Raw genomic sequence first — 15,468 nt, forward strand, 5'->3', positions numbered from 1 at the left:
AATGCCCCAGGGCTTCGTCCGCGCGGAGGATCTGCCGCAGGTGATCCCGGTGTTTCCGCTGCCGGGGGCAATTCTGCTCCCGCGCGGCCAGTTGCCGCTGAACATCTTCGAGCCGCGCTATCTGAACATGATCGACGACGCCATGGGCGCCGATCGACTGATCGGCATGGTTCAGCCGTCCGGCGGCACGCCCAGCCTGCCGGCTTTGTCGGCCGTCGGCTGCGTCGGCAAGATCACCAGCTTCGCCGAAACCTCGGACGGTCGCTATCTGATCACTCTGACCGGCGTCTGCCGCTGGCGACTGACGGCCGAGCTGCCGGTCCAGACCCCGTATCGCCAGGTCCGCGCCGACTTCGCCCCGTTCGAGACCGACCTGACCCCCGCCGCCGACGATCCGACCGAGGACCGGTCCGACCTGATGGACGCCCTGCACCGCTGGCTGGAGCGGCGCGGCATGGACGTGGACTGGGACGCCGCGCGCGAGGCGCCGGCCGAGGCTTTGGTCAACAGCCTGGCCATGGCCCTGCCGTTCGAACCGGCCGAGAAGCAGGCCCTGCTGGAAGCCGTCTCCGTCCAGGACCGGTTGACGGCCCTGACCGCCGTCCTCAGCATCGACGCGGCCGATCCCGACGACGACGCCGAAACCACGAGACAGTAGCCCGACCCATGAGCGACGCCTTCGTCACCCCGCCCTCCGTCGATCCCCGTCTGCTGGAGGTGCTGGTATGTCCCGTCACGCGCGGGCGGCTGACCTATGACCGCGAGGCGCAGGAGCTGATCTCGCCGGGGGCGAAGAAGGCCTATCCCATCCGCGACGGCGTGCCGATCCTGCTGCCGGAAGAGGCGCGGGATCTGAGCTGACGCCACCTCTCCGCGCGCGGAGGCGCGTGGGGAGGAAAGGCCGCGGAGCGGCCAGGAGGGGCGGCTCCGTCATCGATGACCGTAGCGCGCGGAAGCCGGTCCCTGAGTCGCCCCCTCCGGACGCCTTCGGCGTCGTCCTCCCCAGCCGCCTACGCGGCCGGAGAGGTGACGGGTTGCAGCGCCTCGCCCCGCATCAGCTTGGGCAGATCGCCGACGGCGCCGCCGGCCTCGTGCATGAAGGCCCGGCGCAGGGGCGCGATGCGGTTCACCGCCGCCATTCCCAGGTCGCGCGCCAGCCGCACCGGCGCCACGTCGTTCGAGAACAGGCGCACGAAGGCGTCGAACCCGGCCGACAGCACGGCGACGTCGAACCGCCGCCAGCGGGCGTAGCGCTCCAGGACCAGCTCGGACCCGACGTCCTCGCCGATCGCGGCGGCGTCCGAGAGCACCTCGGCCAGAACCGCCGCGCCGCGCAGGCCCATGTTGAAGCCCTGACCGGCCACCGGGTGCACCGCATGCGCGGCGTCGCCGATCAGGGCCACGCGCGGCGCGTGCAGCCGCTCGGCCAGTTCCAGCGAGATCGGATAGACGAAGCGCGGCCCCTCGACCGTCGCCGTGCCCAGGAACGGCCCGAAGCGGCGCATCAGGTGGGAATGAAAGGCCTCGTCCGACGCAGCCCTCAGCGCCTCGGCGCGGCGCGTCGTCTCGGTCCAGACCAGACTGGCTCGACGGTCGGTCAGCGGCAGGATGGCGAAGGGCCCCCCGGGCAGGAAATGCTCGTGGGCGACGTTTCCGTGGTCGCGCTCCATCCGCACGGTCGCCACCACGCCCGACTGGCCGTAGCGCCAGCCCAGGGCGTCGATGCCCGCGGCCTTGCGCACCGTCGACCCCCGTCCCTCGGCGCCCACCACGACCGAGGCCGTCGGCACGCGTCCGTCGGCCAGCACCACCTCCGCGGCGCCGAGGCCGACCTTCACGTCGCGCACGGATGCCGGCGCCAGCACCGTCGCGCCGCTGCGGGTCAGGGCCTGCGTCAGGGCCGCGCGGATCCAGCGGTTCTCGACCATGTAGCCCAGCGGCTCGCCGCCGGCGCCGTCGGCGATCTCGTCGGCGTCGAAGCGCAGGAAGGCGGGCGAGGCGGGACGCGACGCCGCGCCGGGCCGTCGCCCGTCGGTCACCAGGATCCGGTCCATGCGGCAGGCGCGGGGCCGCAGCGCCTCGCCGACGCCCAGCGCGTCCAGCATGCGGAAGCTGGAGAAGGACAGGGCCGTGGCCCGCCCGTCGAACGTCGGCGCGGCCTGATCCGACAGCGGCGCGGCGTCGACCACGGCGACGCTCAGCCCGCCCTGCACCGCGGCCAGGGCGAAGGCCGCCCCGGCCATGCCTCCGCCGGAGACGACGACGTCGAACCTGTTCTGACCGTTCATGCTGCGCTTTTCGCCCGCCGGGGACGGCGCGTCCACCGGGCAATTCGCCCCGGCGTCGCGCGGTAAATGAGGCCTTAACCCTGGCCGCGCGAGGGTGTCGGCGAACGCCCGTCCCGGAGGATCGCCGCCCCATGTCCGCCGCCCACGCCGTCGGTCAGCAAGTCTGGACCGGAGCCCGCCTGATCTGGGGCGCGCCGGCCATGGTGCGCTTTCGCGGCGTACTGCAGGCCCTGCTGGCCGCCCTGGTCGTGTTCGCCCTGGCGTCCTGGAACCGCGACGACCCCAGCCTGAACGTCGCCAGCTCCGCCGAGCCCACCAACTGGCTGGGCGTCCAGGGCGCGGTCGTGGCCGACCTGTTCATGCAGTCGCTCGGACTGGCCGCCTATGCCGCGGCCTTTCTGCTGGTCGCCTTCGGTCTGGCCACGGCGCTGGGCGATGCGGTGCGGCAACGATTGAAGCCGACGCCCGTCAACGCCTTGCTGGCCGCAGTCGGCGTCCTGCTGCTGGCGGCCGCCCTGTCCGCCCCGATCCCCCCGCGGGCCTGGCCGCTGGTCGCCGGCCTGGGCGGCATGTGGGGCGACGCGGTCATCGGCGGCCTGTCCGGCGCCCTGTCGGCGCTGGGCGTGCCCGGCGCGCGCATCATCATGGGCCTGCTGGCCTTCGGCGGCGCCCTGCTGGCGATCGGCCGCTCGCTGGGTCTTCAGCCCTCGGATCTGGGCACGGCGCTGGCGTGGATGCAGGGCCGGTCCCGCCTGCGGCCCGCGCCGCCCGCGCCGGTCCGTCGCCCCCGTCCGCGCCCCGAACCCGAGGTCGCCGCCCGCGTCGCCGCCGCTCAAGATCTCGAAGACGGCGACGGCCCGCCCTGGACCGAGACCCCCGGCGCCCGCCCCGCCCCCGCCGTCGTGCCCGAACCGCGCGTCGCCGCGCCCAAGGCGACGAAGACGTCCAAACGCGTCGACGACGATCAGGGCAGCTTCGACTTCGTGCGCCCCGAAGGCGCCTTCGACCTGCCGCCTCTGGGCATGCTGGCCAAGCCGGCCAAGCGCGCCGCCGCCGTCGACGAGGAGGCGCTGAAGCAGAACGCCCGCATGCTGGAAGAGGTGCTGGCCGAGTTCGGGGTCAAGGGCGTGATCGATCAGATCCGCCCCGGCCCGGTGGTCACCCTGTACGAACTGGCCCCCGCGCCCGGCGTGAAGCACGGCCGCGTGGTGGCCCTGTCCGACGACATCGCCCGCAGCATGTCGGCCCGCGCCTGCCGCATCAGCGTGGTTCAGGGGCGCAATGCCATCGGCATCGAGCTGCCCAACGCGCGGCGCGAGACCGTCTATCTGCGCGACCTGCTGGCCTCCACCGAGTTCGACAAGCCGGCGCACCTGCTTCCGCTGGCGCTGGGCGAGACGATCGGCGGAGAGCCCTACGTGGCCGACTTGGCCCGCATGCCGCACCTGCTGATCGCGGGCACCACCGGCTCGGGCAAGTCGGTGGGCGTCAACGCCATGATCCTGTCGATCCTGTACCGGCACTCGCCTGCCGACTGCCGCTTCATCATGATCGACCCCAAGATGCTGGAGCTGTCGGTCTATGACGGCATCCCGCATCTGCTGGCTCCGGTCGTCACCGATCCGAAGAAGGCCGTCGTCGCGCTGAAGTGGACGGTGCGCGAGATGGAGGACCGCTATCGCCGCATGTCCAAGCTGGGCGTGCGCAACGTCGCCAGCTACAACGAGCGCGCGCGGCAAGCGCAGGCGTCGGGCGAGCATTTCGAGCGCACGGTCCAGACCGGCTTCGACGACCAGGGCCGCCCGGTCTACGAGAGCGAGAAGATCCGCCCCGAGCCCATGCCCTATCTGGTCGTGGTCATGGACGAGATGGCCGACCTGATGCTGGTCGCCGGCAAGGACGTCGAAGGGGCGGTTCAGCGCCTGGCCCAGATGGCCCGCGCCGCCGGCATTCACCTGATCATGGCCACCCAGCGACCGTCGGTCGACGTCATCACCGGCACGATCAAGGCCAACTTCCCGACCCGCATCAGCTTTCAGGTCACATCCAAGATCGACAGCCGCACCATCCTGGGCGAGCAGGGCGGCGAACAGCTGCTGGGCCAGGGCGACATGCTCTACATGGCCGGCGGCGGCCGGATCACGCGCCTGCACGGGCCGTTCGTGACGGACCAGGAGGTCGAGGCGGTGTGCAAGCACCTGCGCGCCCAGGCCGAGCCGGAGTATCTGGACCTGATCACCGACGACCCGGACGGCGACGGCGACGACGACCCCTTCGGCGGCGGCGCGGCGGGCGGCAACGCGTCCTCGGGCGACGACCTGTACGACCAGGCCGTCGCCGTGGTGACGCGCGACCGCAAGGTCTCGACCAGCTACGTCCAGCGCCGTCTGCAGATCGGCTACAACCGCGCCGCCACCCTGATCGAGCGGATGGAGAAGGAAGGCGTCATCACCGCCGCCAACCACGCCGGCAAGCGCGAGGTGCTGGCGGGCCCGCCACCGGTGGTTTGAGCCGTAAAGGAGCGCGGACCTCCAGGTCCGCGGTGCTGGCGCTCGTGCAGGTCGCGGACGTGGACGTCCGCGCTCCAAAGGCGGCGGTGAACCGCCCCGGCCGGTCGGCGTTCCTGAACGACCCTTCATTCCACCGCCGGAATATGGTCAGGCTTGCGCCCTTCGCGCGCCAGGCTCGGGCGGCATGAAGGCCGGACACACAATCCCAAAAGGGAGAAGACCATGACCGTTTCCCGTCGCGCCTTCGCGCTCGGAACCCTGGCGGCGCCATTGTTTGCGTCTTTGGCCGCGGCCCCCGCCTGGGCCCAGGCCGGCCTGTCGGCCGCCGACCGCGAGGCGCTGGGCCGGGCCCAGACCTATCTGCGCGGGCTGACCTCGGCGCAGGGGACCTTCACGGAGACCGGCGCCGGCGGCCAGCGCCGCACCGGCCGCTTCTGGCTGCAGCGTCCGGGCAAGATGCGGTTCGAATACACCAACCCGGCCGGCCTGCTGGTCGTGTCGGACGGCTCCAACGTCATGCGCTACGACCCGCGCCTGAACACATTCCAGCAGGTGCCGCTGGGCCAGACGCCGCTGTCGACCTTCCTGTCGCGCAACGTCAGCTTCGACCAGGGCGTCCGCGTCGACGACGTGACGATCCGGTCGTCGGGCGCCTTCGCCGTCACGGTCCGCGACTCGCGTCGTCCGAACGAAGGCTACGCCATCCTGGCCTTCGCCGGCTCGCCCATGCGACTGCAGGAGTGGACTGTGGTGGACGCCCAGGGCTCGCGAACGCGCACCCAGCTGACCGAGCTGCGCCCCGCCTCCGGACTCGCGGCCAGCCTGTTCCAGCTGCGCGATCCGACCCGCCGCCCGGGCCGTCGCTGACGGCTCGCCCTTCAGGGGAAATGTGACGTGCCGATCACGCACATCGTGATGCCGGTGGGAACTTGACGTTTTCTTAGTTATGTGGCATCGAAGTCACAGGGCCTAGGTCCTGCTGACTGTCGTGGAATCATCCCCCTCCCCGGCGGCGAAGAGAGAGACGAACTGAGACGCCCGGCCGATCCCCTGGCCGGGCGTTTTCTTTGTTGGGCGCTACCGCTCGGCCCGCGGGGCCTCGCCGCTTGAGCGCGAAGGGACAATCGCGAGCGGGGGGTGAGACGGCTCGCGCGGCGGCGGGGCGCCTGCTAGTTCCCGGCCATGCTTCGCGTCGTCACCTGGAACATCAACTCCGTCCGCCTGCGCATCGATCAGGTCGCCCGCTTCGTCGCCGAGGCTCAGGCAGACGTCCTGATGCTTCAGGAGATCAAGTGCACGGAGGACCAGTTCCCCCGCGCCGCTTTCGAGGAGATGGGCCTGCCGCACCTGCGGCTGGCGGGCCAGAAGGGCTGGCACGGCGTGGCCATCGCCAGCCGCCTGCCGATCGAGGACGCGCCGCGCATCGACGCATGCCGCGAAGGCCACGGCCGCTGCGTCGCCGGGCGGATCGCCGGGATCGAGTTCCAGAATTTCTACATCCCCGCCGGCGGCGACGTGGCCGACCGCGCCCTGAACCCCAAGTTCGACCACAAGCTGGACTTCTATGAGCGGCTGACCGCCGACGTGGCGCGGCGCGACCGCCAGGCGCCGCTGGTCATGGCCGGCGACTTCAACATCGCGCCGGGCGAAAACGACGTCTGGAACCACAGATACATGTCCAAGATCGTCAGCCACACGCCGGTCGAGGTCGAAACCCTGCGCCGGCTTCAGGACGCCGGGGGTTTCGCCGACGTGGTCCGCGACCAGACGCCCGAACCGACCAAGCTGGCCAGCTGGTGGAGCTATCGCGCCGTGGACTTCCGCACGACGAACCGGGGCCTGCGCCTCGACCACGTCTGGACCAGCCCCGGCCTGACGCCCGCCGTCGTGCCGGGCTCGGCCGTGATCCATGAACCGGTCCGCGCCTGGGACCGCCCCAGCGACCACGCGCCGGTGGCGGTGGATCTCGACGTCTAGAACGGGAAGAAGACCGGGACGGCGATCATCGCCACGACCCAGGTGATCAGGTTCAGCGGCAGGCCCACCCGCACGAAGTCCATGTAGCTGTAGCCGCCCATCTGGAAGACCAGCACATTGGTCTGATAGCCGAACGGCGTGGCGAAGGCCGCCGACGCCGCCATCATCACCCCGACCAGAAACGGCCGCGGGTCCACGCCCAGGCTTTCGGCCAGAGCCACCGCCACCGGCGTGATCAGCACCGCTACCGTCGCGTTCGACAGCAGCTCGGTCGCGAACAGGGTGACGCCGTAAAGCACGATCAGCGCCCCCAGCGGCCCCAGCGGCCGGATGACGTCGATCAGGGCGTTCGCGCCGGTGGCGGCCAACCCCGTGACCTCGATCGCGATGCCGATCACCACCATGCCGGCGATGAGCAGCAGGATTTCCGGACGAAGGCCGGCGTAGGCCTCCTCCGCCGTGATGACCCGGGTCAGGATCAGGGCGACGGCGCCCGCGAAGGCAGCGGCGGCGATCGGCGCCAAGCCCAGCCCGGCGGCCGCCACGACCAGCACGAACACGCCGGCCGAGATCAGCGCGCGGCGCAGGTGAAACGGCCGGTCCGCCGCGCCGAACAGCGCCACGTCGCCCAGGTGGGCGTCGCCGGACCCGTCGCGGTTCGTCCGCGCCTCGCCCAGGAACGGCAGGCCGAAGGGCAGCCGCAGGCGGCGCTTGCGCAGGCGCTCCGCCTCCTCCTCGCGCCGGGCATCCTCCACGGCGGCCAGAAAGGCGGCCTCGCGTTCGTCCACCGACACCGATTTCGCCAGCTGGCGCGCGCCCACGAAATACAGCCACACGGCCCCCGCCAAGGCGATGCACAGGCCGACGGGCGTGATCTCGAACAGGGTGAAGACCGGCTGGCCCGCATTGCGCGCCATGTCGTTGACCAAAAGATTGGTCGAGGTGCCGATCAGGGTCAGCAGACCGCCCAGCACCGAGATGTGGCTGAGCGGCATGAGGAACCGCTTGGGCGACAGCTTCAGCGACTTGGCCACGTCGCGCACGACCGGCGCGGCCAGAACCACCACCGGCGTGTTGTTCAGGAAGCCGCCCAGCCCGCCGCACATGCCCAGCACGGCCCAGATGCCCAGCGAGCCGAACCGCTTGGCCAGATCGGTCGCCTTGCGGATCATCAGCCCCAGCAGGCCCGACAGCTCGATGGCGTAGGCGATGACGAACAGCCCGGCCAGGGCGATGACCGCCGGGCTGGCGAAGGCGGACTGCACCTCGGTGGGACGCACCACGCCCAACAGCAGCAGCGCCGCGGCCCCCGTCAGGGCCACCACGTCGGCGCGGACGCGACCGTGAATCAGGACGCCGACGACGGCGACCAGCACGGCCAGTGCGGCGATCTGATCGAAGTTCATGCCCCCTCGGACGCGGTCGGCCGCGCGCGGTCAACCCGCGAAACGGTCAAGGTCGCGTCCTCAGCGCACGGCTGCTAGGCTTCGTTGCATGGCTGACGCGAAGGTGAAGACGGGCTGCGCCGTCCTGCTGGCGCTGGGACTGACCGCCTGCGGGCGCGACGAGGCCGTGGACGCCGTGCCGGCGCCGGGACCCGTCGTCGAGGCGCCGCCCTCCACCAACCCCGCCATGCCCCTGACCCGCGCCGACCTGATCGGCGGGGCGGCGGCGGCGGCCGGCGCCTATGCGATCGGAACAACGGGCGGCGAAGGCGATCCGCTGGTCGGCCGCAGCTTTTCGGTCAGCCTCCCCTTCGGCTGCGGCGGGCCGCAGGCGACGGAGGGCGGCATCGACGGTCTGGCCCGCGCCGTCCGTCAGGGCGAGGCGGGAGAGGGCGTGGCCCTGTCGCTGACGCCGGCGGACTGGACGGCCTCGGCGCTGATCACCGGCGCGGGCGCCGACTGGGAGGCGGTGGAGGGATTCTGGATCGACCGCATCTGGCTGCTGGAAGACCGTTGCCCCACCGTGCGCGCCGACCCGCTGCAGATCGGCGTCGCCTTCGCCGAACCTCCCAGCGTGGGCCTGGCCGCCGTGCATGCGGAAGGCGCCTCGCGCCTGACCCGCCGCGAAGGCCGTGCCTATCGCCACGTCGTGCGCGCCACCGACGGCGCGCCGACGCAGGTCCCGGCTCAGGGCTGGCGACTGAGGATCGAGGGTCGGATCACGAGCTTCCCCGACGGACGCGCCTTCCGCTGCCGCGCCCCCGGACCCGACGCCCGACCGACCTGCGTCGCCGCCGTCGGCATCGACCGCGTCGCCTTCGAAACGCCCGACGGCGCCGTGCTCAGTCAGTGGCGGCCGGGGTGACCTAAGGCTGCAGCCTGTACCCGCCCTGATCCGTCAGGAGCAGGCGGGCCTGGCCCGGTTCCGGCTCGATCTTCTGGCGCAGGCGATAGATGTGGGTTTCCAGCGTGTGGGTGGTGACGCCGGCGTTGTAGCCCCAGACCTCGGTCAGCAGCTCCTCGCGCGACACGGCCTTGGCGCCGGCGCGATAGAGATACTTCAGGATGTTGGTCTCCTTCTCCGTCAGCCGGACCTTCCTGCCCTTGTCGCCCATCAGCATCTTCGACGCGGGGCGGAAGTCGTAGGGGCCGATGCGGAAGACGGCGTCTTCCGACTGCTCGTGGCTGCGCAGATGGGCGCGGATCCGGGCCAGCAGCACGGCGAAGCGGAAGGGCTTGGTGATGTAGTCGTTGGCCCCGGCGTCCAGCCCCAGGATGGTGTCGCTGTCCGAGGTCTGGCCCGTCAGCATGATGATCGGCGTCGACACCCCGTCCTTGCGCAGCAGGCGGCAGGCCTCGCGGCCGTCCATGTCGGGCAGGTCGACGTCCAGCAGGATCAGGTCGGCGCGCGATTCGCGGCCCAGCTTGACGCCCTCGCCCGCCGTCGTCGCCTGAATGGGGGCGAACTCCTCATGCAGGGCCAGCTGTTCGGCCAGGGCCTCCCGCAGGTCGTCGTCGTCGTCGATGATCAGTATGGTCTTGGCGCTGGGCATGGTCTCGACAATGGCGACGCTGGGCGGGAACGCCAACCCCGAACGCCCGAAAACCCGTTCGGCTTCACCGTACGGGGCCGCGCGGACCGAACAGGGCGGAGCCCAGCCGCACATGCGTGGCCCCGAAACGGACCGCCGTCTCGAAGTCGTCGCTCATGCCCATCGACAGGACGTTCAACCCATTCCTCGCCGCGATGAGGGCCAGAAGCGCGAAATGGGGGCCCGGCGCCTCCTCGGCCGGGGGGATGCACATCAGCCCCTCGACCGGCAGGTCGGCGGCGCGGGCGCGGGCGATCAGGGCGTCGGCGTCGCGCGGCGCGACGCCCGCCTTCTGCGGCTCCTCCCCCGTGTTGACCTGAATCAGCAGCCGCGGACAGGCCCCGCGCCGCTGGGCTTCGGACGCCAGGGCGGTCAGCAGGCCGTCGCGGTCCAGCGTCTCGATCACGTCGAACTGGGCGCAGGCGGCGCCGGTCTTGTTGGACTGCAGCGGGCCGATCAGGCGCAGTTCGGCCGGGCGTCGCCGGTCGGTCCAGCGGCCCTGCGCCTCCTGAACCCGGTTTTCGCCGAAGACCGACGCCCCGGCCGCGATCGCCGCGTCGACGGTTTCCGGCGGCTGGGTCTTGGTCACGACGGTCAGGACGACCGAGCCGGGCGTGCGGCCGGCGGCGCGTTCGGCCGCAGCGATCCGCGCCCGCGCCTGGTCCAGACGCGCGGCGATGGACGCGGGCGGCGGCATGGGCGAAGAGGCGGCCATGGACGGGCGGACTTCCTGTGACGACCTGTGGCGTACCGCGCTGGACCTAAACCGCGCGGCGTCGGCGGTCGACCCCCGCGCCGCGCGCCTGCCGCCGCTGATCTTCCTGACCGATCCGGACCGCACGCCTCAGCCGTGGCGGATCGCGGCCCGTCTGCCCGCCGGAGCGGCGGTGATCCATCGCGGTTTCGGCCGGCCGGAAGCTCCTGAGGAGGCCCGACGACTGAGGGAAGCCACGCGGACGGCGGGCGTCAGGCTCCTGATCGCGGCCGACGCCGAACTGGCCGGGGCCGTCGGGGCCGACGGCGTCCATCTGCCGGAACGCGACGCGGGGCGCGCCCCCGCGCTTCGGCGGCTGCGACCGGACTGGCTGATCACCGCCGCTCTTCATCCGCCCGGCGACGGCCCCCACGGCGTCGACGCCCTGCTGATCTCTCCGGCTTTTCCGGCCGGCGGCGCCTCGGCGTCGCGGCCCGCCTTGGGCGTTCGGGCATTCAGCGACGCCGTGTCGGCCGCGAAAGTCCCGGCCTATGCCCTGGGCGGCGTGACGGCGCGCAGGGCGCGCGAGCTCACCGGATCCGGCGCGTGCGGAATCGCCGCGATCGACGCCGTCGTGCGGGCTTTCGCGGATTAGAAGCGGAAGGTCGATTCCAGCCGGACGCGAGGGGCCGCGTTGCGGTCGGACTGAGCCGGGCGGCCCGGATCGACCGGTCCTTCGACGAGGCCGGCGGAGGCGCCGACGCTGAGACGCGGATTGACCCGATAATAGGCCCCGGCGCCCACGTCGCCGACCCGGTCGGGGCGGCTGGTCGAGGGATCCAGTGAGAAGTCCACGCTCCAGCGGCCCGAACGGTCCAGACGCAGGGCGCGGCGGGATGGGGCGATCTGCGAGGCGCGGGCGGCCTCTCCCGCGCTGACGACGGGACGGGTCTGGGCCAAGACGTCGACGGGCGCCGCGAGCAGGCACGCGGCGGCGAGCGCCGCAGAAGCGACCCCCGTGACCCCGATTTTCCGCACGCGCGCGTTCATGGTCGTCTTTCTGAAAACCCAAGCCGACACTTAGGCGCCGGGGAATGGGGCGGTCAATCGAACGCGAGGCCGGGGACGTCGTTCCGGTCGCGCTTGTGTCGCCCGCGTCACGGGAAGATCGAGCGGCGCCTCTCCCCTGACGCGGGAAAGTCCCGCTTCGGCCGTCGGATCGCCGTTCGGCCGCGACTTCGCCTTGTCATCGCCCCTTTTCGCCGTGCTATAGAGCGCGACCGCGCCTTGAGGGGGCGCCCGCGGCCCCTCCGGGCGCTGACGGAAACCATACGGAGTGGCATCGATGCGGTTCAGGACGGCGAAGGTCGGCGCGGCGGCTCTCATGGCGGTCACGGCGGGTCTGGCCCTTTCGGCCTGCTCGACCGAGCGTCCGTTCGGACCGACGGTCGGCGACGTCCTGGGCGGCGGCGGAACCTCGCCCGTCGCGTCCGGCGCCCAGGTCGGCATCGGCGTCAACGCCTATCTGTGGCGCGCGACCCTGGACACCCTCAGCTTCATGCCCCTGACCAGCGCCGATCCTTGGGGCGGCGTGATCAATTACGACTGGTACAGCGATCCGGCGACGCCGAACGAACGTTTCAAGGCGACCGTCTTCATTCTGGACACGCGCCTGCGCGCCGACGCCCTGAACGTGTCGCTGGTCAAGCAGGTGCGCGACGCGAGCGGAGAGTGGGTCGCCGCCGCCGTCGATCCCCAGACCGAGACGGATCTGGAAAACGCCATCCTGACCAAGGCGCGTCAGTTCAACCTGGCCGACGCGGCCTGATCCTCGCGCGCCCGGCTTGACGGGCGTCCAGCCCTCCCCGACTGATTCCGGGCCCCGAGGCCGAGCCTGACGGGCCCTTCGCCCTTCAGGAACCGCCGCCCGTGGCCCGCTACGATCCCAAGACCGCCGAACCCCGCCAACAGGCGCGATGGGCGGCCGCCGACGCCTTCCGCGCGCCCGACGCGCCGACCGGCCGGCCGAAATATTATGTGCTGGAGATGTTCCCCTATCCGTCCGGGAACATCCACATGGGCCACGCCCGCAACTATGTGATGGGCGACGTGGTCGCGCGACTGAAGCGTATGCAGGGCTTCGACGTCCTGCACCCCATGGGCTGGGACGCCTTCGGCATGCCGGCCGAGAACGCGGCCATGGAGCGGAACGTCCATCCCGGCGCCTGGACCCGCCAGAACATCGCCGCCATGCGCGAACAGCTGAAGCTGCTGGGGCTGTCGCTGGACTGGAGCCGCGAGTTCGCGACGTGCGAGCCGGAATACTACGGCAAGCAGCAGGCCTGGTTCCTGGAGCTGTTCCGGCGCGGTCTGGTCTACCGGCGCGAGGGCACGGTCAACTGGGATCCGGTCGACAACACCGTGCTGGCCAACGAGCAGGTGATCGACGGCCGCGGCTGGCGCTCCGGCGCGGTGGTCGAGAAGCGCAAGCTGAACCAGTGGTTCCTGCGCATCACCGACTATGCCGACGACCTGATCGAGGGGCTGAAGGAGCTGGAGGGCCGCTGGCCCGACAAGGTCCGGCTGATGCAGGAGAACTGGATCGGCCGGTCGAAGGGTCTGGAGATGACCTGGCGCTTCGCCGGTCAGGCCCCCGAGGGCTTCGAGGACGGAATCACCGTCTACACCACCCGGCCCGACACCCTGTTCGGCGCCAGCTTTCTGGGTCTGGCCCCCGATCACCCGATCTCGCAGAAGCTGGCCGCGGCGGACCCCGCCGTCGCCGCCTTCGTCGCCGAATGCCGCAAGGGCGGCGCCTCCACCGCCGACATCGAACAGGCCGAGAAGATCGGCTGGAACACCGGCCTGAAGGTCATCCACCCGTTCGACGGGCGTCAGGTCTCGGTCTGGATCGCCAACTTCATCCTGTCGGACTACGGCACGGGCGCCATCTTCGGCTGCCCGGCTCACGACCAGCGCGACCTGGACTTCGCCCGCAAGTACGACCTGCCGGTGATCCCGGTGGTGCGCCCCGACGGCGCGGGCGACGACTTCTCGGTGGGCGACGAGGCCTACGTCGGCCCCGGCCGCCTGTTCCACTCCGACTTTCTTGACGGGCTGGAGGTCGAGCCGGCCAAGGCCGCGGCCATCGCCCGCATCGAGGCCCTGGGTCAGGGCACGGGCGCGACGGTCTATCGCCTGCGTGACTGGGGCGTCAGCCGTCAGCGCTACTGGGGCTGTCCGATCCCGGTCATCCACTGCGAGGCGTGCGGCGTCGTGCCGGTTCCCGCCGATCAGCTGCCGGTCGTCCTGCCCGAGGACGTGACCTTTGACGTGCCCGGCAATCCGCTGGCCCGCCATCCGACGTGGAGGCACGTCGCCTGCCCGTCGTGCGGCGCGGCCGCGACGCGCGAGACCGACACCCTGGACACCTTCGTGGACTCCAGCTGGTACTTCGCCCGCTTCGCAGACCCGCACGCGGCCGAGCCGATCAATGCGGAGGCGGCGAACCGCTGGCTGCCGGTGGATCAGTACATCGGCGGCGTCGAGCACGCGGTCCTGCACCTGCTCTATGCCCGCTTCATCAGCCGGGCCCTGTCCGACGCGGGCTTGATGAGCGTCAAGGAGCCGTTCGCCGGCCTGTTCACCCAGGGCATGGTGGTGCACGAGACCTATCGCACCGCCGACGGCGCCTGGGTCGAGCCGTCGGACGTCGACCTGATCAATGAGGCCGGAAAACGTACGGCGCGCCGCCTCTCGACGGGCGAGCCGCTGGTCATCGGCGACGTCGAGAAGATGTCGAAGTCGAAGAAGAACGTGGTGGCCCCGCAGGAGATCGTGGACCTGCACGGCGTCGATGCAGGCCGCCTGTTCGTCCTCAGCGACAGCCCCCCGGAGCGGGACGTGCAGTGGACCACCGGCGGAGTCGAGGGGGCCAGCCGTTTCGTCCAGCGGGTGTGGGCCGAGTTCGACAGGGATATCGGGTCCGGATCTGCTGACGCCGACGCCGCTCTGAGCCGCGAAACCCACAAGACGATCAAGGCCGTCACCGAAGGTGTGGAACAGTTCCGTTTCAACTCGGCCATCGCGAAACTCTACGGTTTCCTGGGCGCGCTGAAGGCGCACGAGCAGGCCGGGGGCGAGGCGCGCCGCGAGGCGCTGTCCGCCTTCGCGCGCCTGATTTCCCCCTTCGTGCCGCATCTGGCCGAGGAATGCTGGACGCGGCTGGGAGAAACCGGGATGATTCTGGACGCGCCGTGGCCGATCTTCGACCCGACGCTGGCGGCCGACGACGAGGTGACCCTGCCGATCCAGATCGGCGGCAAGCGTCGTACCGAAGTGGTCGTGCCGCGAGGCAGCGACGCCCAGATCGTCGAAGCCGCAGCCTTGGCCAATACGACGGTTCAGGCCTATCTGTCTTCCAACAACGTGGCCGTGACCAAGGTGATCGTGGTGCCTGATCGGATCGTCAATCTGGTGGTTTCGTGATCCGGCGCCTTGCCCTGATCGCGGCCGCGGGCCTGAGCCTGACCGCTTGCGGCTTCACGCCGATGTACGGCGAGGGCGCGGGTCTGGCGCTGTCAGGCGTGGCCGTCACGACGCCCGACGATCGCTTCGGCTACCGTCTGCGCGAAGCGCTGGAAGACGCGTTCGGAACGCGGATCGGCGCCGCGGCCGCCTGGCGGCTGGAGACGGCCGTCGAGCAGGACCGTCGTCCCGTCGGGCGGCGCATCGACGATACGGCCGCCCGCTATGAGCTGACCGTGCGGATGAGCTGGACCCTGACGCCGGCGTCCGGCGGCGAGCCTGTGACGGGCGTGGAGACCGCCGTGGTCACCTACGCCTCCGCCGACCAGCCGGTGGCCGCCATCGCCGCTCAGGAGGATGCGGAGGTCCGCGCCGCCGCCGAACTGGCGCGCGAGGTGCGGCTGGACGTTCTGGCCGCGATCGCGGGGCGCTGAT

General features: G+C 71.3%; 15 protein-coding genes. 10 read left to right on the forward strand and 5 right to left on the reverse strand.

All coding sequences use genetic code 11. From position 1 onward, the window contains the following. Position 1 precedes the first annotated feature (1 nt). Both VGN45_RS04085 and VGN45_RS04090 read left to right on the forward strand, forming a co-directional pair. Positions 2 to 658 (forward strand): LON peptidase substrate-binding domain-containing protein, encoded by a 657-nt coding sequence (locus VGN45_RS04085; RefSeq protein ID WP_327459624.1) that lies wholly within the window; start codon positions 2 to 4, stop codon positions 656 to 658. A gap of 8 nt (positions 659 to 666) precedes the next feature. Continuing rightward, positions 667 to 861 (forward strand): Trm112 family protein, encoded by a 195-nt coding sequence (locus tag VGN45_RS04090; RefSeq protein WP_327459626.1) that lies wholly within the window; start codon positions 667 to 669, stop codon positions 859 to 861. A 149-nt stretch (positions 862 to 1,010) separates the two neighbouring features. Here the strand turns inward: VGN45_RS04090 and VGN45_RS04095 are convergent, their stop codons facing one another. Beyond that, positions 1,011 to 2,288: a UbiH/UbiF/VisC/COQ6 family ubiquinone biosynthesis hydroxylase gene (locus VGN45_RS04095; RefSeq protein ID WP_327459628.1), complete on the reverse strand. Its 1,278-nt coding sequence runs from the start codon at positions 2,286 to 2,288 to the stop codon at positions 1,011 to 1,013. A 131-nt stretch (positions 2,289 to 2,419) separates the two neighbouring features. Between VGN45_RS04095 and VGN45_RS04100 the strand changes: the two genes are divergently transcribed. The 3 genes from VGN45_RS04100 to VGN45_RS04110 all read left to right on the forward strand — a co-directional run bounded on the left by VGN45_RS04100 (position 2,420) and on the right by VGN45_RS04110 (position 6,775). Beyond that, positions 2,420 to 4,798: an FtsK/SpoIIIE family DNA translocase gene (locus VGN45_RS04100; RefSeq protein ID WP_327459630.1), complete on the forward strand. Its 2,379-nt coding sequence runs from the start codon at positions 2,420 to 2,422 to the stop codon at positions 4,796 to 4,798. 222 nt (positions 4,799 to 5,020) lie between these two features. Continuing rightward, positions 5,021 to 5,665 (forward strand): outer membrane lipoprotein carrier protein LolA, encoded by a 645-nt coding sequence (locus tag VGN45_RS04105; protein WP_327459632.1) that lies wholly within the window; start codon positions 5,021 to 5,023, stop codon positions 5,663 to 5,665. A 315-nt stretch (positions 5,666 to 5,980) separates the two neighbouring features. Continuing rightward, positions 5,981 to 6,775, forward strand: coding sequence for an exodeoxyribonuclease III (locus VGN45_RS04110; RefSeq protein WP_327459634.1), 795 nt, complete (start codon positions 5,981 to 5,983; stop codon positions 6,773 to 6,775). Here VGN45_RS04110 and VGN45_RS04115 read toward each other — a convergent pair. Beyond that, a complete protein-coding gene (locus VGN45_RS04115; protein ID WP_327459636.1) occupies positions 6,772 to 8,181 on the reverse strand; it encodes an SLC13 family permease in 1,410 nt (469 codons plus the stop codon). The two genes, VGN45_RS04110 and VGN45_RS04115, sit on opposite strands and share 4 nt — an antisense overlap. Before the next feature lie 88 nt (positions 8,182 to 8,269). Between VGN45_RS04115 and VGN45_RS04120 the strand changes: the two genes are divergently transcribed. Next, positions 8,270 to 9,085 (forward strand): hypothetical protein, encoded by an 816-nt coding sequence (locus tag VGN45_RS04120; protein WP_327459638.1) that lies wholly within the window; start codon positions 8,270 to 8,272, stop codon positions 9,083 to 9,085. Between the two features lies 1 nt (position 9,086). On the opposite strand, the gene VGN45_RS04125 is transcribed toward VGN45_RS04120, so the two are convergent. Continuing rightward, positions 9,087 to 9,773 (reverse strand): response regulator transcription factor, encoded by a 687-nt coding sequence (locus VGN45_RS04125; protein WP_327459640.1) that lies wholly within the window; start codon positions 9,771 to 9,773, stop codon positions 9,087 to 9,089. 64 nt (positions 9,774 to 9,837) lie between these two features. Beyond that, positions 9,838 to 10,527 (reverse strand): YggS family pyridoxal phosphate-dependent enzyme, encoded by a 690-nt coding sequence (locus tag VGN45_RS04130; RefSeq protein WP_327459642.1) that lies wholly within the window; start codon positions 10,525 to 10,527, stop codon positions 9,838 to 9,840. On the opposite strand from VGN45_RS04130, the gene VGN45_RS04135 reads away from it, so the two are divergent. Further along, entirely contained in the window at positions 10,526 to 11,161 is a 636-nt protein-coding gene (locus tag VGN45_RS04135; protein WP_327459644.1) for a thiamine phosphate synthase, read from the forward strand. The two genes, VGN45_RS04130 and VGN45_RS04135, sit on opposite strands and share 2 nt — an antisense overlap. Here the strand turns inward: VGN45_RS04135 and VGN45_RS04140 are convergent. Further along, positions 11,158 to 11,556 carry an NtrZ family periplasmic regulatory protein gene (locus VGN45_RS04140; RefSeq protein ID WP_327459646.1) on the reverse strand — a complete coding sequence of 133 codons (399 nt, stop codon included), beginning with the start codon at positions 11,554 to 11,556 and terminating at the stop codon, positions 11,158 to 11,160. The genes VGN45_RS04135 and VGN45_RS04140 overlap by 4 nt on opposite strands. Positions 11,557 to 11,851: 295 nt before the next feature. Between VGN45_RS04140 and VGN45_RS04145 the strand changes: the two genes are divergently transcribed. From VGN45_RS04145 to lptE, 3 genes are all read left to right on the forward strand, one after another. After that, positions 11,852 to 12,334 carry a DUF3576 domain-containing protein gene (locus tag VGN45_RS04145; protein ID WP_327459648.1) on the forward strand — a complete coding sequence of 161 codons (483 nt, stop codon included), beginning with the start codon at positions 11,852 to 11,854 and terminating at the stop codon, positions 12,332 to 12,334. A 101-nt stretch (positions 12,335 to 12,435) separates the two neighbouring features. Beyond that, a complete protein-coding gene (gene leuS, locus VGN45_RS04150; RefSeq protein WP_327459650.1) occupies positions 12,436 to 14,994 on the forward strand; it encodes a leucine--tRNA ligase in 2,559 nt (852 codons plus the stop codon). Then, positions 14,991 to 15,467 carry an LPS assembly lipoprotein LptE gene (lptE, locus tag VGN45_RS04155; protein ID WP_327459652.1) on the forward strand — a complete coding sequence of 159 codons (477 nt, stop codon included), beginning with the start codon at positions 14,991 to 14,993 and terminating at the stop codon, positions 15,465 to 15,467. Before leuS ends, lptE begins: the two co-directional genes overlap by 4 nt. Position 15,468: the final 1 nt, after the last annotated feature.

Source organism: Brevundimonas sp., from assembly GCF_035999125.1.
Classification (GTDB): Bacteria; Pseudomonadota; Alphaproteobacteria; order Caulobacterales; family Caulobacteraceae; genus Brevundimonas.

Excerpts from the sequence above, each read along its gene's own strand:
- VGN45_RS04085 (WP_327459624.1), top strand. The coding sequence starts at position 2 with ATGCCCCAGGGCTTCGTCCGCGCGGAGGATCTGCCGCAGGTGATCCCG.
- VGN45_RS04090 (WP_327459626.1), top strand. The coding sequence starts at position 667 with ATGAGCGACGCCTTCGTCACCCCGCCCTCCGTCGATCCCCGTCTGCTG.
- VGN45_RS04095 (WP_327459628.1), bottom strand. The coding sequence starts at position 2,288 with ATGAACGGTCAGAACAGGTTCGACGTCGTCGTCTCCGGCGGAGGCATG.
- VGN45_RS04100 (WP_327459630.1), top strand. The coding sequence starts at position 2,420 with ATGTCCGCCGCCCACGCCGTCGGTCAGCAAGTCTGGACCGGAGCCCGC.
- VGN45_RS04105 (WP_327459632.1), top strand. The coding sequence starts at position 5,021 with ATGACCGTTTCCCGTCGCGCCTTCGCGCTCGGAACCCTGGCGGCGCCA.
- VGN45_RS04110 (WP_327459634.1), top strand. The coding sequence starts at position 5,981 with ATGCTTCGCGTCGTCACCTGGAACATCAACTCCGTCCGCCTGCGCATC.
- VGN45_RS04115 (WP_327459636.1), bottom strand. The coding sequence starts at position 8,181 with ATGAACTTCGATCAGATCGCCGCACTGGCCGTGCTGGTCGCCGTCGTC.
- VGN45_RS04120 (WP_327459638.1), top strand. The coding sequence starts at position 8,270 with ATGGCTGACGCGAAGGTGAAGACGGGCTGCGCCGTCCTGCTGGCGCTG.
- VGN45_RS04125 (WP_327459640.1), bottom strand. The coding sequence starts at position 9,773 with ATGCCCAGCGCCAAGACCATACTGATCATCGACGACGACGACGACCTG.
- VGN45_RS04135 (WP_327459644.1), top strand. The coding sequence starts at position 10,526 with ATGGACGGGCGGACTTCCTGTGACGACCTGTGGCGTACCGCGCTGGAC.
- VGN45_RS04130 (WP_327459642.1), bottom strand. The coding sequence starts at position 10,527 with ATGGCCGCCTCTTCGCCCATGCCGCCGCCCGCGTCCATCGCCGCGCGT.
- VGN45_RS04140 (WP_327459646.1), bottom strand. The coding sequence starts at position 11,556 with ATGAACGCGCGCGTGCGGAAAATCGGGGTCACGGGGGTCGCTTCTGCG.
- VGN45_RS04145 (WP_327459648.1), top strand. The coding sequence starts at position 11,852 with ATGCGGTTCAGGACGGCGAAGGTCGGCGCGGCGGCTCTCATGGCGGTC.